Origin of the sequence: Methylobacterium indicum (assembly GCF_001043895.1) — a bacterium.
Lineage (GTDB): Bacteria > Pseudomonadota > Alphaproteobacteria > Rhizobiales > Beijerinckiaceae > Methylobacterium > Methylobacterium indicum.
In genome coordinates this window covers 1-18,120 of sequence record NZ_JTHF01000055.1, presented here as the reverse complement: position 1 = coordinate 18,120, position 18,120 = coordinate 1, and the positions used below count along the sequence as shown (strand labels likewise).

Annotated in this window: 11 protein-coding genes and 1 pseudogene; 4 read left to right on the top strand and 8 right to left on the bottom strand. The window is 67.6% G+C overall.

Translation table 11 applies throughout. The features are described from left to right. The first annotated feature begins 37 nt into the window (after positions 1 to 37). The gene (gene tet(A) / locus QR78_RS07000; protein ID WP_001973670.1) at positions 38 to 1,237 is read left to right on the top strand and encodes a tetracycline efflux MFS transporter Tet(A); all 1,200 of its coding nucleotides are present in this window, start codon (positions 38 to 40) and stop codon (positions 1,235 to 1,237) included. Positions 1,238 to 1,300: 63 nt separating this feature from the next. Here the strand turns inward: tet(A) and bla are convergent, their stop codons facing one another. The 4 genes from bla to QR78_RS06985 are packed head-to-tail and all read right to left on the bottom strand — an operon-like array spanning position 1,301 to position 3,463. Next, complete coding sequence (bla, locus tag QR78_RS32475) at positions 1,301 to 2,182, bottom strand: class A beta-lactamase (RefSeq protein ID WP_011270171.1); 882 nt, start codon at positions 2,180 to 2,182, stop codon at positions 1,301 to 1,303. Between the two features lie 5 nt (positions 2,183 to 2,187). Then, complete coding sequence (locus tag QR78_RS06995) at positions 2,188 to 2,745, bottom strand: recombinase family protein (RefSeq protein WP_048426786.1); 558 nt, start codon at positions 2,743 to 2,745, stop codon at positions 2,188 to 2,190. Next, positions 2,739 to 3,176 carry a HepT-like ribonuclease domain-containing protein gene (locus tag QR78_RS06990; protein ID WP_011270168.1) on the bottom strand — a complete coding sequence of 146 codons (438 nt, stop codon included), beginning with the start codon at positions 3,174 to 3,176 and terminating at the stop codon, positions 2,739 to 2,741. Before QR78_RS06990 ends, QR78_RS06995 begins: the two co-directional genes overlap by 7 nt. After that, the gene (locus QR78_RS06985) at positions 3,173 to 3,463 is read right to left on the bottom strand and encodes a nucleotidyltransferase family protein (protein WP_008932166.1); all 291 of its coding nucleotides are present in this window, start codon (positions 3,461 to 3,463) and stop codon (positions 3,173 to 3,175) included. The genes QR78_RS06990 and QR78_RS06985 overlap by 4 nt, the downstream gene beginning before the upstream one ends. A 159-nt stretch (positions 3,464 to 3,622) precedes the next feature. Between QR78_RS06985 and QR78_RS06980 the strand changes: the two genes are divergently transcribed. Together QR78_RS06980 and QR78_RS32470 are read left to right on the top strand one after the other, a co-directional pair. After that, on the top strand, positions 3,623 to 6,592 hold the full coding sequence (locus tag QR78_RS06980; protein ID WP_011270167.1) for a Tn3 family transposase: 2,970 nt from the start codon (positions 3,623 to 3,625) through the stop codon (positions 6,590 to 6,592). A 32-nt stretch (positions 6,593 to 6,624) separates the two neighbouring features. Further along, positions 6,625 to 7,797 (top strand): annotated as a pseudogene (locus QR78_RS32470) (Tn3 family transposase); the annotation flags it as partial. A gap of 188 nt (positions 7,798 to 7,985) precedes the next feature. Here QR78_RS32470 and QR78_RS06970 read toward each other — a convergent pair. From QR78_RS06970 to QR78_RS06960, 3 genes are all read right to left on the bottom strand, one after another. After that, the gene (locus QR78_RS06970; protein ID WP_082171546.1) at positions 7,986 to 8,912 is read right to left on the bottom strand and encodes a DUF2493 domain-containing protein; all 927 of its coding nucleotides are present in this window, start codon (positions 8,910 to 8,912) and stop codon (positions 7,986 to 7,988) included. 346 nt (positions 8,913 to 9,258) lie between these two features. Beyond that, positions 9,259 to 10,320, bottom strand: coding sequence for a DUF7146 domain-containing protein (locus QR78_RS06965; RefSeq protein ID WP_048426785.1), 1,062 nt, complete (start codon positions 10,318 to 10,320; stop codon positions 9,259 to 9,261). 26 nt (positions 10,321 to 10,346) lie between these two features. Continuing rightward, complete coding sequence (locus tag QR78_RS06960; protein WP_048426784.1) at positions 10,347 to 14,702, bottom strand: strawberry notch family protein; 4,356 nt, start codon at positions 14,700 to 14,702, stop codon at positions 10,347 to 10,349. Positions 14,703 to 14,901: 199 nt separating this feature from the next. Between QR78_RS06960 and QR78_RS31840 the strand changes: the two genes are divergently transcribed. Continuing rightward, complete coding sequence (locus QR78_RS31840; protein ID WP_082171535.1) at positions 14,902 to 15,579, top strand: MucR family transcriptional regulator; 678 nt, start codon at positions 14,902 to 14,904, stop codon at positions 15,577 to 15,579. A 203-nt stretch (positions 15,580 to 15,782) separates the two neighbouring features. Here QR78_RS31840 and QR78_RS06950 read toward each other — a convergent pair whose 3' ends face one another. After that, positions 15,783 to 18,026 carry a ParB/RepB/Spo0J family partition protein gene (locus tag QR78_RS06950; protein ID WP_048426783.1) on the bottom strand — a complete coding sequence of 748 codons (2,244 nt, stop codon included), beginning with the start codon at positions 18,024 to 18,026 and terminating at the stop codon, positions 15,783 to 15,785. Positions 18,027 to 18,120 lie beyond the last annotated feature (94 nt).

The window sequence follows — 18,120 nt, the reverse complement described above, 5'->3', positions numbered from 1 at the left end:
TCAATCGGACCAGCGGAGGCTGGTCCGGAGGCCAGACGTGAAACCCAACAGACCCCTGATCGTAATTCTGAGCACTGTCGCGCTCGACGCTGTCGGCATCGGCCTGATTATGCCGGTGCTGCCGGGCCTCCTGCGCGATCTGGTTCACTCGAACGACGTCACCGCCCACTATGGCATTCTGCTGGCGCTGTATGCGTTGGTGCAATTTGCCTGCGCACCTGTGCTGGGCGCGCTGTCGGATCGTTTCGGGCGGCGGCCAATCTTGCTCGTCTCGCTGGCCGGCGCCACTGTCGACTACGCCATCATGGCGACAGCGCCTTTCCTTTGGGTTCTCTATATCGGGCGGATCGTGGCCGGCATCACCGGGGCGACTGGGGCGGTAGCCGGCGCTTATATTGCCGATATCACTGATGGCGATGAGCGCGCGCGGCACTTCGGCTTCATGAGCGCCTGTTTCGGGTTCGGGATGGTCGCGGGACCTGTGCTCGGTGGGCTGATGGGCGGTTTCTCCCCCCACGCTCCGTTCTTCGCCGCGGCAGCCTTGAACGGCCTCAATTTCCTGACGGGCTGTTTCCTTTTGCCGGAGTCGCACAAAGGCGAACGCCGGCCGTTACGCCGGGAGGCTCTCAACCCGCTCGCTTCGTTCCGGTGGGCCCGGGGCATGACCGTCGTCGCCGCCCTGATGGCGGTCTTCTTCATCATGCAACTTGTCGGACAGGTGCCGGCCGCGCTTTGGGTCATTTTCGGCGAGGATCGCTTTCACTGGGACGCGACCACGATCGGCATTTCGCTTGCCGCATTTGGCATTCTGCATTCACTCGCCCAGGCAATGATCACCGGCCCTGTAGCCGCCCGGCTCGGCGAAAGGCGGGCACTCATGCTCGGAATGATTGCCGACGGCACAGGCTACATCCTGCTTGCCTTCGCGACACGGGGATGGATGGCGTTCCCGATCATGGTCCTGCTTGCTTCGGGTGGCATCGGAATGCCGGCGCTGCAAACAATGTTGTCCAGGCAGGTGGATGAGGAACGTCAGGGGCAGCTGCAAGGCTCACTGGCGGCGCTCACCAGCCTGACCTCGATCGTCGGACCCCTCCTCTTCACGGCGATCTATGCGGCTTCTATAACAACGTGGAACGGGTGGGCATGGATTGCAGGCGCTGCCCTCTACTTGCTCTGCCTGCCGGCGCTGCGTCGCGGGCTTTGGAGCGGCGCAGGGCAACGAGCCGATCGCTGATCGTGGGGTCGTCTCAGAAAACGGAAAATAAAGCACGCTAAGTGTGCACTGAGGCGGGAACGCTCATTGCAACGCCTTTGCTAAGGCTGATCCGATTCTGGACACCGCCTGGTTGCTTGCCGACATAGACGCTGCGGTTTGGGTGATGTAGATCGCCACAATGACGGCTGAACGCTTGGGCGGCCAGACAACGGCGATTATGGAACGTGATCCGTGACCACCTGCTCCCGACTTGTCCGCAATTTGCCAATCCCTCGGCAAGCCAGCGCGTAGCAAGGCATCGGCAACTTGATCCCCGAGCATCCATTGTGTCAGTTCGTTCCGAGCCGGAGCGGAGAGGACACCGTCGAGCAACAGTGTTTGCAGGCTCCGCGCTGCCGCAATTGGCGTTGTCGTGTCGCGTGCATCCCCCGGCGTGGCCTCGTTGAGTTCGGGTTCTCGCCGATCCAGGCGTGTCTTATCGTCACCGATAGACCGCATGAACGCGGTGAATGTCCGTGCCCCGCCGATTGCATCCAACGCCAAATTGGCCGCTGTGTTGTCACTGATACTGACGGCGGCCCTGCACAGCTCACGCAGGGTCAGCGTGCCGCCAGGTGGCACCCTTTCCGTCACGGGTGAGTATGTGACCAGCGCTGTGCGCTCGATCGGTATCGCCTGCTCCAGGTTCAGCTTGTGGCGGTCGGCCTGGGCCAGAACGGCCGCGCAGGAAAAGGCTTTATGCGTGCTGTTCAGCGGGAAGCGTTCGTCGCCACGATGCTGCCACGTCAGGCCGGAATCCGTATCGATCACCGCCACTCCGACCCTAGCCTGAAGCGTGGTCTCCTCTTGGGTTACAGCGAGGTCGAGGATTCCCGTATCCATGGCATATGCGGATGTGCAGATGAGGCCAACACATCCGAGTATCGCCACAGGGACAGAGAGAAAATGACATTGAAATTTCATAAGCATTAGATTTGTAGCGACGCCGGCACCCAGCGATACAGCGTCGGAATCGACACGCCGAGGTTCTTGGCCACGTCCCGCGGCGGCACGCCGCTAGCCAGCAGTTTCTTGGCCGACTCGATCTTACTGTCGGTCATCTTCGGCTTGCGGCCCCCTTTGCGGCCGAGTTGCTTGGCAACCGCCAGTCCGGCACGGGTGCGCTCGACGGTCAGCTCACGTTCCATCTCGGCAAGGCTGGCCATGACGTGGAAGAAGAAGCGCCCGGACGGCGTGCCGGTGTCGATGGAGTCGGTGAGGCTCCTGAACTGGACGCCTTGCTTGTGCAGCTCGCCGACCAGATCGACAAGTTGCTTGACCGAGCGGCCCAGCCGGTCGAGCTGCCAGACGACCAAGGTGTCGCCCTCACGCAGCATTTCGAGCGTTTTGCCCAAGCCCGGACGGTCTGCCCGTGTGCCGCTCACCTTATCCTCGAAGACCTTTTGGCATCCGGCCTTGGCCAAGGCTTCACGTTGCAGCTCAAGGTTCTGATCCTGCGTGGAAACGCGCGCATAACCGATTAGCATGGCTTGCCTTTTGCCCGGTCGATGCGTTCCTGCACCACCTGCATGGCTTCTTCGTGGGGGTAAGCCTTGACGGCGGGGTCGTTGGCATCCAGGCGCACGGCTGGCAGTTGCTTGAGCAATTCCGGTAGCCATTGCTGTACCGTCTCCCACACTACATCGAGGTTGATGTCGAAATAGCCGTGGGCCATGCGATTGCGCATATTGCGCATGCTGCGCCACGGCACGTCGGCATGCGCCTGGGTGAACTCGGCGTAGCCATCCATCACCTTCGTCGCAGCCTCGCCGATGACGATAAGGCTCATGATGACGGCCTGCTGGGTGCACTTGTCGGCCAAGAAGTCGTCCCTGGCCATCCCTTCCACGAAGCTGCGTGCATCGGTTGCGGCCTGCTGGATGTGGTCGAGGTAATCGGGCAGACGGTTCTCGCTCATACCGGCTGCGCCTCCGCGAGCACCTTGGCCCGGAACTTTGGCGGCAGGTCGCCAGGGGTCAGCAAATCGACGTCCACGCCGAGCAGCGATTTCAGTTCTTCTTCCAAATCGCCCAAGTCCAACAACGTGGCACCAGGCAAGGCATCGACCAGCAGGTCGAGGTCGCTGCCATCCCGGTCGGTGCCATGCAGAACCGAACCGAATACGCGCGGGTTCGCGGTGCGGAAGCGGCCTACTGCTTCACGCACCGCGCTTCGCTTCATGTCAAGCACAACGGACGGTCGCATGGGCATCCTTTCTTATCGAAACTCGTTGAGATGATATGCAATCAAGAATAGAATTTCAAGAACCATTTTCGAGAATCGCAATGCCTTGATTTCGCGTGCCGCGCCGGGCGCTTTGGCGGGCTTGTCACAAACCTACGTTTTCAAGAAGAAGGAAACCGCATGCCCCGCCGTTCGATCCTGTCCGCCGCCGAGCGCGAAAGCCTACTGGCGTTGCCGGACACCAAGGATGAGTTGATCCGTCACTACACGTTCAGCGAAAGCGACCTGTCCATCATCCGGCAGCGGCGCGGCCCGGCCAACCGGCTAGGCTTCGCCGTGCAGCTCTGCTACCTGCGCTTTCCTGGCGTCATCCTTGGCGTCGATGAGCCGCCGTTCCCGCCCTTGCTGAGACTGGTCGCCAACCAGCTCAAGGTCGGCGTCGAAAGCTGGGACGAGTACGGCCAGCGGGAACAGACCCGGCGCGAGCACCTGGTCGAGCTGCAAACGGTGTTCGGCTTCCAGTCCTTCACCATGAGCCACTACCGGCAGGCCGTCCAGTTGCTGACCGAGCTGGCCATGCAGACCGACAAGGGCATCGTGCTGGCCAGCGCCTTGATCGAGCATCTGCGGCGGCAGTCGGTCATTCTGCCTGCCCTCAACGCCGTCGAGCGGGCGAGCGCCGAGGCGATCACTCGCGCCAACCGGCGCATCTACGATGCCTTGGCCGAACCGCTGTCGGATGCGCATCGCCGCCGCCTCGACGATCTGCTCAAGCGCCGGGACAACGGCAAGACGACCTGGCTGGCCTGGCTGCGCCAGTCACCCGTCAAGCCCAATTCGCGGCATATGCTGGAGCACATCGGACGCCTAAAGGGGTGGCAGGCGCTCGACCTGCCTTCCGGCATCGAGCGATCGGTGCACCAGAACCGCCTGCTCAAAATCGCCCGTGAGGGTGGCCAGATGACGCCCACCGATCTGGCCAAGTTCGAGCCGCAGCGGCGCTACGCCACCCTGGTGGCGCTCGCCATCGAGGGCATGGCGACCGTCACCGACGAAATCATCGACCTGCACGACCGCATCCTGGGCAAGCTGTTCAACGCCGCCAAGAACAAGCATCAGCAGCAGTTCCAGGCATCCGGCAAGGCGATCAACGCCAAGGTGCGGCTGTTCGGGCGCATCGGCCAGGCGCTGATCGAGGCCAAGCAAGCGGGCCGCGATCCGTTCGCCGCCATCGAGGCCGTCGTGTCTTGGGATGCTTTCGCCGAGAGCGTGACCGAGGCGCAGAAGCTCGCCCAACCCGAGGACTTCGATTTCCTGCACCGCATCGGCGAGAGCTACGCCACGCTGCGTCGGTACGCGCCGGAATTCCTCTCTGTGCTCAAGCTGCGGGCAGCGCCCGCCGCCAAGGACGTGCTCGACGCCATCGAGGTGCTGCGCGGCATGAACAGCGACAACGCCCGCAAGGTGCCCGCCAACGCACCAACCAATTTCATCAAGCCACGCTGGCAGAAGCTGGTGATGACCGACAACGGCATCGACCGGCGCTACTACGAACTGTGCGCGCTGTCGGAGATGAAGAATGCGCTGCGCTCCGGCGACATCTGGGTGCAGGGGTCGCGCCAATTCAAGGATTTCGAGGACTATCTGGTGCCGCCCGCAAAATTCGCCAGCCTCAAGCAGGCCAGCGAATTGCCGCTGGCCGTGGCCACCGACTGCGACCAGTACCTGAATGAACGGCTGACGCTGCTGGAAACGCAGCTTGCGGCCGTCAACCGCATGGCGCTGGCGAACGAGCTGCCGGACGCCATCATCACGGAGTCGGGCCTGAAGATCACGCCGCTCGATGCAGCGGTGCCCGATACCGCGCAGGCCTTGATTAACCAGACCGCAATGGTCCTGCCGCACGTCAAGATCACCGAATTGCTGCTGGAGGTGGACGAATGGACGGGCTTCACCCGGCACTTCGCGCACCTGAAATCGGGCGACCTGGCCAAGGACAAGAACCTGCTGCTGACCACGATCCTCGCTGACGCGATCAATCTGGGCCTGACCAAGATGGCGGAATCGTGCCCTGGCACGACCTACGCCAAGCTGGCGTGGCTACAAGCCTGGCACATCCGCGACGAGACCTATTCGACGGCGCTGGCCGAGCTGGTCAACGCGCAATTCCACCATCCCTTTGCTGAGCACTGGGGCGATGGCACCACGTCATCGTCGGACGGCCAGAACTTCCGCACCGGGAGCAAGGCCGAGAGTACCGGCCACATCAACCCGAAATACGGCAGCAGCCCAGGGCGGACGTTCTATACCCACATCTCCGACCAGTACGCGCCGTTTCATACCAAGGTCGTGAACGTCGGCGTGCGCGACTCGACCTACGTGCTCGACGGTCTGCTGTACCACGAATCCGATCTGCGCATCGAGGAGCACTACACCGACACGGCAGGCTTCACCGATCACGTTTTTGCGCTGATGCACCTGCTTGGCTTCCGCTTCGCGCCGCGCATCCGTGACCTGGGCGACACCAAACTCTACATCCCGAAGGGCGAAGCCGCCTACGACGCGCTCAAATCGATGGTCAGCAACGACCGGCTGAACATCAAGGCTATCCGCACCCATTGGGAAGAAATCCTGCGGCTGGCCACCTCGATCAAGCAGGGCACGGTGACGGCCTCGCTGATGCTGCGCAAGCTCGGCAGCTATCCCCGCCAGAACGGCCTGGCTGTGGCGCTGCGCGAGCTGGGACGCATCGAGCGCACGCTGTTCATCCTGGACTGGCTGCAAAGCGTCGAGCTGCGCCGCCGTGTGCATGCCGGACTGAACAAGGGCGAGGCGCGCAACGCGCTGGCCCGCGCGGTGTTCTTCAACCGCCTGGGCGAAATCCGCGACCGCAGTTTCGAGCAGCAGCGCTACCGGGCCAGCGGCTTGAACCTGGTGACTGCCGCCATCGTGCTGTGGAACACTGTCTATCTGGAACGGGCCGCGAACGCCCTGCGTGGCCACGGCCAGGCCGTCGATGACGCCCAGTTGCAGTACCTGTCCCCGCTGGGCTGGGAGCATATCAACCTGACCGGCGATTACCTCTGGCGCAGCAGCGCCAAGATCGGCGCGGGCAAGTTCAGGCCGCTACGGCCACTGCAACCGGCTTAGCGTGCTTTATTTTCCGTTTTCTGAGGCGACCCCTGCTGGAGGTGGATGCGGCGACCGGCTTCACCGAAGCGTTCACCCATCTGCGCACAGGAGCACCCTGCGCTGACCGGATCGGGCTAATGAACGTTATCTTGGCGGAAGGGATCAACCTCGGCTTGCGCAAAATGGCGGATGCGACAAACACCCACACCTTCTGGGAATTGATCCGCATTGGACGGTGGCATGTCGAGGGCGAAGCCTATGACCGGGCGCTGGCCATGGTGGTCGAGGCACAGGCAGCGTTACCCATGGCCCGGTTCTGGGGCATGGGCACGTCGGCTTCGAGCGACGGACAGTTCTTCGTCGCTACAGAGCAAGGTGAGGCCATGAACCTGGTCAACGCGAAATATGGCAATACCCCGGGCCTGAAAGCCTATAGCCACGTCTCCGACCAATATGCGCCGTTCGCAACCCAGGTGATTCCTGCAACGGCAAGCGAAGCGCCTTACATCCTCGATGGCCTGCTGATGAACGATGCTGGACGCCATATCCGCGAGCAGTTCACCGACACGGGCGGCTTCACCGATCACGTCTTTGCCGCATGTGCCATTCTCGGCTACCGGTTCGCTCCGCGCATCCGCGACCTGCCATCCAAACGGCTCTACGCGTTCAATCCGTCGGCCGCCCCGGCGCACCTGCGAGCGTTGATCGGTGGAAAGGTCAACCAAGCCATGATCGAGCGCAATTGGCCCGACATCCTGCGCATCGCCGCCACCATTGCTGCCGGGACCGTCGCGCCAAGCCAGATTCTGCGGAAACTCGCCTCCTATCCGCGGCAGAACGAGCTCGCGACAGCCCTGCGGGAAGTCGGTCGCGTCGAGCGCACCCTGTTCATGATCGACTGGATTCTGGATGCCGAACTCCAACGGCGTGCCCAGATCGGGCTCAACAAAGGCGAAGCTCATCATGCGCTGAAGCGGGCAATCAGCTTCCACCGCCGCGGTGAAATCCGCGACCGTTCCGCCGAAGGCCAGCATTACCGCATCGCCGGCATGAATCTGCTCGCCGCCATCATCATCTTCTGGAACACCATGAAGCTCGGCGAGGTCGTTGCAAACCAGAAACGCGATGGAAAGCTGCTATCGCCCGATCTCTTGGCCCATGTTTCGCCGCTCGGATGGGAACACATCAATCTCACCGGAGAATATCGCTGGCCAAAGCCTTAGCGTAGGATTCCGCCCCCTCCCGCAAACGACCCCCTGGTGACCGTTCTCGTCCAGGATCGGCGCGTGCAGGGCGTCTTCGAAGAGGCCCACCTGCGGCTCGCCAAGGAGGCCCGGGTGACCGCCTGGCACCCTAGCCACGGTGAGAGGTAGCGGCCAGATCACAGGCCGCTCGCTCCCGGGTCCGGCGCTCACGCGCCGGCCTTCACGCCCCGCCGGACGGGGATTCCCTTGGCCATGGCCTTGTCGGCGAGGTTGTCGGAGATCCCACCCCCGGGGAAATGGACGATCCCGATCGGTGCCTGCTCGAGGATCTGGTCGTTGCGCCGGAACGGGGCCGCCTTGCTGTGGCGCTTCCAGTCCGGCTTGAACACCACCTGGGCGACCCTGCGATTGTCGGCCCACTTCGCGGCGATCAGCTCGGCGCCCTCGCCGCCCCCGTGCATCAGCACCATGTCGGGGTGCTTGGCCCGCACCTTGTCGAGCGTGTCCCAGATGACCGCCACGTCCTGGAACTGCTTGCCGCCCGTGAACGCGATCCGGGTTCCTTTCGGCAGGTGGATCTCGGTCTCGGCCCGGCGCCGAGCGCTGATGAAGTCGCGGCTATCGATCATCGCCGCGGTCATCGTCGCGCGGTTGACCTGCGAGCCCGAGCGCGGGCGCCACAGCGATTTGGTGATCCGGGTGAACCGGTGGGCGGCGGCGTCTCGGGTATACTCGAAGGCGTTGCGGCGCTCGCAGAGCGTCTGCCCGAGGGCGATCAGCCGCTCCAGCTCGACCGACAGGACCTCGCTGCCATCCTGCTCGCGCTGGCTCTGGCGCTGCGCCTGCTCGTTCTCGTCGAGCTTGCGTTCGATCATCTCGACCCGGCGGTGGAAGACGTTCACGACCCCCCACAGCACGTCCTCCAGATCGTCCTCCAGGCGGGTGCCGGCGAAGGTGTCCTCGAGCGCGGACATCGCGATATGGAGGGCGTGGTCCAGCTTACCCGCGTGGGGCAGGGGCCGGGGATCGTCGTGCTCCTCGAACGGGCGGTAGCCGGTGACCGCGAGCTCCTCGAGCAGGGTCGGATCGGGCTGAAGGTCCTCGTCGAGGTCGTGGGTCAGGTGGTCGAGCATCGGGGGCTCCTCGGGGTCCTGGGGGCCTGCGTCCATCGCGGCCTTCATGGCGACCCAAGGCCGGGCTCGGGGGCCGGGCGCACCCGCGCGAGGATCCGCATCGCACCGCTTGCGATGCGGCCACGCGGGCCGGAGCGTCAGCGGAGGACGGCTCGTCGGCCGTCGATTTTGCTTCGCGATGCAAAGCCGCCGTCAGGCGGCGGCGGAAAATCGTCGGACGAAGGCCGTTGCGCCCAAGGTCCCCCGACCCGGCATCAGTCGCCCTCTGAAGAAGGCCGTGGATGCAAGCCTCTCTCGCGGCCCATGGCTGCCTCGCGGGTCCGCCCTCAACCCAGGGCTACGCGGATCAGGCTGCCAAGGCCTCCTCGAACTGGAGGAAGGCCACGGCATGGTTCGGGTCGAGCTGGGGCGCGAGCAGCAGAGCGAGATCTCGCGGGCCGAGGTGGCAGAGGTCGCGGTTGAAGTCGTCCTCGCGGGGATCCAGCACGCCCACCAGGATGCCGGCGGCCTCGGCGCGCTGGCGCAGGATCGCGGCCCCCCGCTCGCCGGCTGGATCGGCGTCGCGGGCGATGTAGAGGTGGCGCAGGCCGGGAGGGAGGATCAGGGCGGCGAGGTGGGCTCCCGACAGGGCGGCGACGTGCGGCACCGCCGGCAGGACGCGCTGGACCGACAGCACCGTCTCCACGCCCTCGCCGGCCACCATCACCTCGGGCACCGTGCCGGGGAAGCGCACGCCGTGGCCGAGCTGGTTGCCGAGCGTCCGCCGCTGGTCGTGTACGGCCGCCTTGTCATGGCCGTCCGGGGAAAGCCAGGTCCGGCCGACCGCCGTCACGGCGCCCGACAGGTCGGTCACGCTAGCGAGCATCGCCGGGTGATGGGTGTCAGGGCCCGCCGGCTCCTTAGCCGAGGGCCGGTACAGGCAGCGTGGGTGGAAGCGCAAGGCCGGCTGGTCGATCGCGTGCTCGAGCCCGCGTGAGCGCAGGTAGGCCGCCGCGACCGTGCCGGGGACAGGCCGGCCGTAGCGCAGCATGCGACGGGCCGACTCGACCGTGTCGCGCGCCTCCGGCAGCGGACGGGCCCGCTCCGGCACCGGCGGCTGGGTTAGGCTCAGGAAGGCTCGGGCTTCGGCCACGGCAGCTTTCCAGTCCTCGCCCTGCTGCATCCGGATCACGTCGAGGAGGTCGCCGTGCTCGCCCGTCGCGGCGTCGGTCCACTTGCCGCGCGCACCCTTGCCAGTGCTCGGCCCGGTGAGCCGCACGTACATCGACCCGCCATCGCTGTTGAACACGTCGCCCACGCACCACCAGCGGCCGGAGCGGTAGCCGTTCGAGAGGTAGCGCAGGCAGAACGCCTCGACGTTGTCGGCGAGCTGGCGGGAGAGATCCGCGGCGGTGGGATGGATCGGCATGGTCGGCCTTGCGTCGGGTTCGTGCATTAAGCGTGAGCGTGAGCGGCGACGCAACGTAACAGTGCATAGCGCTCGATGACGGCGGCCAGGATGGTGGCCCCACTCTCTCCGACCGGGATGAACAGACGCGTACGAAACGAGATCACTTCGGAAAACAGGCCGATGGTCTTCAAGGCCGCCCGCGCGCTCTCGCTCACCCCGATCAACTCGATGCGGTGCTCACTCATCACTCGGACTCTCTTCACCTGGAGCCCGCCGGTGAGCTGGAGGCTGGCACGGCCCCCGAGCACGGCCGCGTAGGCGTCGGCCGGGGCCATGGCGGTGCCGGCGCCGAGGTTCAGCTTCTCGCGGGTGACGTGCAGGTCCTCCGGGTCGACCACGCGCCCGACGATGCGTTCGCCCGCGTCGGTCACGAGGCGGAACACCCGCATGTCGATGCCGGGCAGGCGATCCCAGATCGGCAGGAGGAGCCCGGTGACCACGTAGAGGGTGCGCTCGTCGAACTCGGGCAGGGCGGCAAGCTCGGCCTGCCACGCGGCGGCGAAGGCCTCGGCCGGGACCTCCTCGAACGACGACCGGGCGTACTGGTCGCGGTCGAGGAGCTGGCGCTGGAGCGGGCGCACCAGGCGGACCCGCGCCACCACCGAGCCGTCCTCGCGCGTCTCGCTCGCCGCCTTGCCCATCAGCGCCGGCCGGCCGGATCGGGCATTGAGCACCGGGCGGTAGCCCTCGGCGATCATCTCGTGGGCCGCGGCGAGGTCGAGCGGCCGCAGCCGGCGGCGCTCGGCGATGGTCAGGAGGTGGGTGTGCGCGCCGCTCGCCGGGTGGGTATAGGCCACCTCGCGGTCCGTCACCGTGAAGCTCTCAGCGGTCAGCACCTCGACGCCGACATCGTAGACCCCGGCCGAGATCGCGCCCTCGATCACCTGGGCCAGCCGCTCCTCGAACGCCGTGAACAGGATGTTCTGGACCGCGATGCGGAGCGCCAGCACGCGGTTGAGGAAGCGGCCGATCGGCGGCAGTTCGTCGAGGACGTGGCCGGCGTCCGAGGTGAGGGCCAGCCCGGTCATCGCCTCGAACACCTTGAGCGGGCAGCCCTCGATCTCGCCCCGCACGATCGCCCAATAGAGCTGGCGCAAGGCCGTCGCCGCGTAGGGCCCCTCCAGATTGTCCTGCGGCCGGAACAGCCCCTGGCCGCCGGTCTGGCGCTGGCCGCGGGTGATGGCGCCGAGGGTGTCGAGGCGCCGGGCGATCGTGCTCAGGAAGCGCTTCTCGCCCTTCACGTCGGTCGTCACCGGGCGAAACCGCGGCGGCTGAGCTTGGTTCGTGCGGTTGGTGCGGCCGAGGCCCTGCACGGCGGCATCCGCCTTCCAGCCCGCCTCGAGCAGGTAGTGAACGCGAGGGCGCTGGTTCTTCGCGCCGCGGTCGGCGTGGTAGCTGCGCCCCGTGCCGCCGGCATCCGAGAACACCAGGATCCGCTTCTCGTCGTCCTGGAAGGCCTGCGTCTCGCCGAGGTTGGCGGTCGCCGGCCGGTTCTGGAGCACCAGGCGATCGACGCCGTCCTTGCCCGCCTGGCGCACGATCCGGCGCGAGCGGCCGGTCACCTCGGCCACCACCTCGGTGCCGAAGTGGTGCAGGATCTGGTCGAGGGCCGACTGTACGGGCTCGAGCCCGCACAGGTGCTCGATCAGCGCGTCGCGGGTCTCGACGGCCTCGCGGCACAGGACGGGCTGGCCCGCCTCGTCGACGGCCGGCCGGGACTGGATGTTGCCGTCGGCGTCGGAGAACGGCTCGTAGAGCTGGGTCGGGAAGGCGTGCTTGAGGTAGTCGATGACGTACTCGCGCGGCGTGACGTCGACCTGGAGGTCGCCCCACTCCTCCGAGGGGATCTCGGCCAAGCGCCGCTCCATCAGCGCCTCGCCGGTCGAAACGATCTGGACCACCGCCGCGTGGCCGGCCTCGATCCCCGCCTCGATCGCCGCAATCAGCGACGGGCACTTCATCGCCGTCAGCAGGTGGTTGAAGAAGCGCTGCTTGCTCGACTCGAAGGCCGAGCGCGCCGCGGACTTGGCGTTGCGGTTCAGGGTACCGCTCTCTCCGGTGACGCCCGAGGCCTTCAGCGCGGCATCGAGGTTGGTGTGGATGACCTGGAACGCGTCGGCGTAGGCGTCGTAGATCGCCGTCTGCGTGGGGCTGAGCGTGTGCTCCAGCATCTCGACCTCAACGCCGGCGTAGGACAGCGAGCGGGCGGTGTAGAGGCCGAGCGCCTTCAGATCGCGCGCCAGCACCTCCATGGCGGCCAGGCCGCCCTGGTCCATCGCCGAGACGAAGTCCGACCGGGTCGGGAACGGGAACGCCCCGCCGCCCCACAGCCCGAGCCGGTGGGCGTAAGCCAGCTTCTCGACCGTGACCGCGCCGGTGGCGCTCACGTATAGTACGCGCGCATCAGGCATTCGATATTGTAGAGCCAGCCCCGCCTTACCCTGCTGCGAGGCCTCGACCACGCCGCGGTCGCCCGAGCCCGCCGCCGCGTTGGCGAGCGCGTGCGCCTCGTCGAGCGCGATCACGCCGTCGAAATCGGGCCCGAGCCAGGTGAGGATCTGGTCGAGGCGCGAGCCCGACCCGTTCCGCCCGGTGCCGCGGAGCGTGGCGAAGGTCGTGAACAGGATGCCCTCGGGGAGAGTGATCGGCTTGCCCGGCGCGAACCGCGACAGCGGCACGATCTGGAGCGGCTCCTGGCCGAGGTGGCGCCAGTCCCGCCGCGCATCCTCAAGGAGCGCCTCGTTCTTGGAGATCCAGAGCGCCTTGCGGCGGCCCTGGCTCCAGTTGTCGAGGATGACGCCGGCGACCTGGCGGCCCTTGCCCGCGCCGGTCCCGTCGCCGAGGAAGAAGCCCTGGCGGAAGCGCACGGCGCCCTCGGCCCCCGCGGCTGCGGCGGAGAGGAGGGTGCCGGTCTCGTCGACCGTCCAGTGACCGGGCAGATGGCCGGAATGCGCCGCGCCGGCGTAGATCACGGTCTCGAGCTGGCATTCCGAGAGCAGGCCGGCCGAGACGACCGCGGCCGGCAGGCGCGGGGCATAGCTCGGCCGGGGCAGGCGGACCGAGGCCATGGCGGTCGACTGGACCAGCGGCGTCGGGTGCGGGTGGGCGCCCGCGATCCGCAGGGTCTCCAGGGCGTAGGCCTCGTACAGGGCGGCCTCGACCGCGAGCGTGGCGGGCAGCTCCTCGATCACCGTGTAGGCTACTTCCGAGGCGGTCACGTCGGGAGCCGCCGCGGCGGCGGCTCGAGGCGAGGGGACCGTGCGCGCGGCCGGCACCGCCTTGCGGGAAAGGCCCGGGATCGTGGCCCGGCGAGCCGGTACGGCGACTGGCTCCAGGCGGGCCGGGACATGCGCCAGGACGGCGGTCAGCAGCCCGGCCGGGTCGTCCATGAGCCCGAGCGGTGCGACGTGCGGGCCCGCCTCGCCGTCGGGCAAGCGATCGAACACGGAGAGGCGCACGTCGACGGTGGTGCCGTGCTTGGCGTAGGCGCGGCCCGACAGCCCGGCCGAGAACACCATCCGCCCGCCGCGGTCGCCGAGCGCCGCGAAGGCCTTGGCCGCGGCCGGGCGATCGGGCCGGAAGCTGTCGGCGGTGATGGCGACCAGGCGCCCGCCTCGCGGCAGGCGGGCGAGGGCCGAGCGCAGGTGATCGCCGGTCGCGTCGCGATAGCGGCCCTCGACATGGGCCGCGACCGAGAACGGCGGGTTCATCAGGACCACGGTGGGCGCCACGTCCTCGGCCAGGCGATCGTGGATCTGCGCCGCGTCGAGCTGCGTGACGCTAGCCGCCGGGTAGAGGGCCGTGAGCAGGCCCGACCGGGTCGCGGCCAGCTCGTTGAGGTGGAGGCGCGCGCTCGCCAACTCGGCGTGGATCGCGAGCAGGCCCGCTCCGGCCGACGGCTCCAGCACCACGTCGCCCGGCCGCAACCCGCAGGCGAGCGCCGCGACGTAGCCGATCGGAAGCGGGGTCGAGAACTGCTGGAGCGCCTCGCTCTCCTCGCTGCGCCGGGTGTGGGTCGGCAGCATGCCGGCGATCCGGGCGAGCATCGCGAGCCGGGCGGCCGGGGTCGTGGCCTTGGCGCGGATCGCCGGCCAGAACCGGCGCAGGAACAGCACCTGGGCGACCTCGCCGGCCTCGTAGGCGTCCTTCCACAGCCACAGGCCCGAGACGTCGCTGCCGCCGCAGGCAGCCTCCATCGCCGCCCGCAGGGCGGCGGTCTCGATCGCCCGGCCCTGCGCCAGCGCGTCAGCGAGGCGGGTGCCAGCCTCGACGATGGCGGTCGGGCTCGGGGTGAGGGCGGTGCTGGCCTGGAAGTCCTTGGCGCTGATCGAGAAGTTCATAGGCGCGGCTCCTGTCAGATCATACCGGGCCGCGGGGCTCTCTCTCGTCCTCGCGCCGGCTTAATCTCCGACAGGGCTCCTCTTCCTCTCAGCGCACGGAATTTTATTCCTGCAGTGCAGTATCGCGGACACACCGGGCGCCGTTCCACACAGTCACTTCCCTGCGGAATGGTTAAGACCATTGACCAGTGGCCGAGTCATGCGCTTGCATGAAACAGTCAGACACAGCGGAGGGATTCGTTGGTTGAGCCGGCCACAAAGAACAAACCACGATCAGATTGTCGTGTGCACGGCTCGGATCGTGATGGGATACGTGGCCGGCAACCGGTTGCCGCCCGGTGCTCTCGCTGCGCTCGTCACGACGGTGGCGAAGGCGCTCAGGCCTCCGCGCGACTTCGAGGCCGCCGCGGCGGCGGCCGCGATCGCCCCGGCCGGACCCGAGGTGTCCTACATCGCGTCGGACTATCCCCGCCCGCAGGCCCCGGCGCGCCTCCTCTCCCTCAAGGAGATCGCGGACTCGGTCCAGGAGACGTACCTCGTCTGTTTCGAGGATGGGATGCACTACCGGATGCTGGCCCGGCACCTCCGGTTGTTCGGCCTGACGCCGGACGCCTACCGCGAGAAGTGGGGCCTGCCCGACGACTACCCGATGATGCCGGCAGCCGACCTCAGGCATCGTGCCGAGCTCGCCCGGCAGCGCAGCCTGGGCAAGCACGATCGCAGCACGTCCAAGCCGCGTGGCTACTACGTCGCTCAGGCCAAGGCTTTGGCGCGGGGCGCCGAAATTCCGACCGAGCCGAAGGCCTACAGCACAGATCTCGCCCGACCCGGGTGGCGCCGGCGGGGCGAGGTGGGGCAGGGCGCGAGCCCGGGCTGATGCCCGGGCGCGTGCGGATCGTGGGCGCGCTCGGGCTTTAGCCTTCACGCCGCGCCACCACGCGACGCTCTCCCCGCTGTCGGTTTTGGCGAAGGTCTACGGCTCGCCCATTGGCCCCGACCCCGCCGCGGTCATGCAGGACGCTCGTAGCGACGGAGATCGGGACGGGTACGAGGGCACGGCCCGCACCCGCCCATGGGACCTCACTCGGCGGCGATGGCGTACTCCATATCGTGATCGCCGTCGCCCGGGCCGTCCTCGCCGTCAAGGAAGGCCGGAAGCGGCTCGGACCCGGCCTCCTCCGCGCCGGTGCTCAGGAATGCCGGCAGGGCCTCGCCCTCGACCGCCGGGGTCACCTCCGGATTGGCAGCGTCGACCGGGACGCTCGGCACCTCGGCGGTCAGGCCGGGCGTGCGCAGGAGCTCGGGCAGCCAGCCGCTGTCGGCCATCAGGCGCTCGGCCTCGCGCGCCATTTCCGACTTCTTCAAGCCCTCGAGCAGGCGCGCGGTATCCTCGCCATTGGCCTCGCGCACCGCCTCCAGGATCCGGCCCTTGGTCACCCGGCTGAAGTAGTTGACCGCGGTCGGCTTCCAATCGCGGGTCATGTCGAGCCCGACAAGCTGAGACAGCCGATCCGCGTGCGGCATCGCCTCGAGGCGGCGGTCGTAGGCCGAGTGCATCGCGTTGACGCTGAGCCCGGCGCAGAGCGCGAACAACTCGGTGCGCTCCTCGGAGCTAAGATCGACCAAGAAATCCCAGATCGCCCCGTGGTCGGCCGGCAGGCGACGGGCCCACGCCTCGCGCCGGGTGTCGAGGGCACTCGCCGGGCGGTAAGCGTCGAGGCCCTGGACGGTATGGTCGGGCCGAGACGAGGAGGTCGAGATCTCCAGGCAGGATCCGGTGCGGTAGGCGGTGACGATGACGCGGATCACCATCGCGTGCAGGACCGCGATGAACGCGGCCTGGGGGTCGTCCGCCAGCGCCTCGCGCAGCGCGATGGTGCGGTAGGTGGTCAGCTCGGTCCGATGCTGCTCGGAGAGCGGACGCTCGACCTCCTCCGGCTCCGCCACGGGAGCGGGCGGGGCAGCGCTGCCCCCGATCGTGATGACCGTGCGCATTACCGCCGGGGCCGGGGCGGCAGCCCCGCCCGAGGGAGACGCGGCCGGCTCGCCGATCGGCGCCGCCCCCGCGGCCGTGTCCTCGCCCGTGCCCGCCTGGGCCTCCGGCTCCTCCTTGGGCTCGTCCTCCAGCCGGACATAGCCGCGCCGGACCTTCGGCGTGCCGTCGAAATCCAGGGTGATGAAGGCGCCGCCGATCGCGATGTCGGCCGGGTCGTAGATCTCGGCGCGGGCCTCGAACTTGGCGATCTCACCCTCCAGCACAGCCATCCGATCCGCGGCGTCGGCGGGCCACTCCTCGTCGCTGTAGCCGTACTCGTTGTCGAGCTGCTCGCGCTCGGCCAGGGCCGCCTCGAAGGCCTCCTGCTCCGCCTCGCTCAGATCGGAGCGGGTCGGCAGGACGCGCAGGCCGTGGACGCGGCTGCTCATCAGCGCGAGCGACACCTCGATCCACTTCCAGCCCTCGGCCGCCACGGTGGCACCGAACTCGGCCAGCTTCGCTTCGGCCAGACGGTCGAGCAGCGCGGGATCCTGGAACCACTCTTCGCCGCGCTCCGTGAACAGGTCACGCAGGACCACGCCGCCGGCGGCCTCGTAGGCATCCTGGCCGACGAAGATGGCGCGCGGCTCCCCCATGCTTACCGTGCGCTCGGTCAGGGCCTGGCGGATCGCCCAGTTGCTCATGACGCCGCGCTTCTTGAGCGCCTCCCAGACCTGCACCTGGCGCGCCTGGTCCTCCGTGACCGTGAAGGCGATCAGGCACTCCAGCGTCATCTGGCCGGCACCGTAGGCCTCGAGCAGGGCAGGGCTGACCCCGGCGAGCCGCAGGCGCTGGGTCACGATCTTCTCCGAGACGAAGAAGCGCGCCGCGATGTCGGCGGTGGACATGCCGGTGTCGGCGAGCGCCTTGAACGCCCGGTACTGGTCGAGCGGGTGCAGGGCCTCGCGCATCGCGTTCTCGGCGATCGAGTCCTCGGTTGCGCTGATCGCGCCGCCGGCCGCGCGCACGATGCAGGGCACCTTGACGGTCTTGGCCATCCGGCCGGTGGTCACGAGATGCTCGAGCGCGCGGAAGCGGCGCCCGCCGGCCGGCACCTCGTAGCGGCCGGTCTCATGGCCAGCCTCGTCGAGGACCGGGCGCACGTTCAGGGACTGGAGCAGGCCGCGGTGGGCGATGTCGGCGGCCAGGTCCTCGATGCTCATGCCGTCGGCGATCCGGCGCACGTTCGCCTGGGACAGGCTGAGCTTGTCGAACGGGATCGAGGCTGCTTCGGTCAGCACGATCTTGGCGGTGGCGGCGATCTTGGCGGCGGCCTTGGTCCTGTTCATGGCTCGTCATCCTTGGCTCGGGCGGCCGGGCTCTCTCCCGACCTCGAAACCCTCACGAAGGCGAAGCCCCCCTCTGACTCCAGAAGGGGGCCGC

What these genes read in the sequence shown, in the direction of transcription:
- QR78_RS06960 (WP_048426784.1), bottom strand. Translation starts at nt 14,702, where the DNA reads ATGAACTTCTCGATCAGCGCCAAGGACTTCCAGGCCAGCACCGCCCTC.
- QR78_RS06970 (WP_082171546.1), bottom strand. Translation starts at nt 8,912, where the DNA reads ATGCTCGACCACCTGACCCACGACCTCGACGAGGACCTTCAGCCCGAT.
- QR78_RS06980 (WP_011270167.1), top strand. Translation starts at nt 3,623, where the DNA reads ATGCCCCGCCGTTCGATCCTGTCCGCCGCCGAGCGCGAAAGCCTACTG.
- bla (WP_011270171.1), bottom strand. Translation starts at nt 2,182, where the DNA reads ATGAAATTTCAATGTCATTTTCTCTCTGTCCCTGTGGCGATACTCGGA.
- QR78_RS06965 (WP_048426785.1), bottom strand. Translation starts at nt 10,320, where the DNA reads ATGCCGATCCATCCCACCGCCGCGGATCTCTCCCGCCAGCTCGCCGAC.
- QR78_RS31840 (WP_082171535.1), top strand. Translation starts at nt 14,902, where the DNA reads ATGCGCTTGCATGAAACAGTCAGACACAGCGGAGGGATTCGTTGGTTG.
- QR78_RS06995 (WP_048426786.1), bottom strand. Translation starts at nt 2,745, where the DNA reads ATGCTAATCGGTTATGCGCGCGTTTCCACGCAGGATCAGAACCTTGAG.
- QR78_RS06950 (WP_048426783.1), bottom strand. Translation starts at nt 18,026, where the DNA reads ATGAACAGGACCAAGGCCGCCGCCAAGATCGCCGCCACCGCCAAGATC.
- QR78_RS06985 (WP_008932166.1), bottom strand. Translation starts at nt 3,463, where the DNA reads ATGCGACCGTCCGTTGTGCTTGACATGAAGCGAAGCGCGGTGCGTGAA.
- QR78_RS06990 (WP_011270168.1), bottom strand. Translation starts at nt 3,176, where the DNA reads ATGAGCGAGAACCGTCTGCCCGATTACCTCGACCACATCCAGCAGGCC.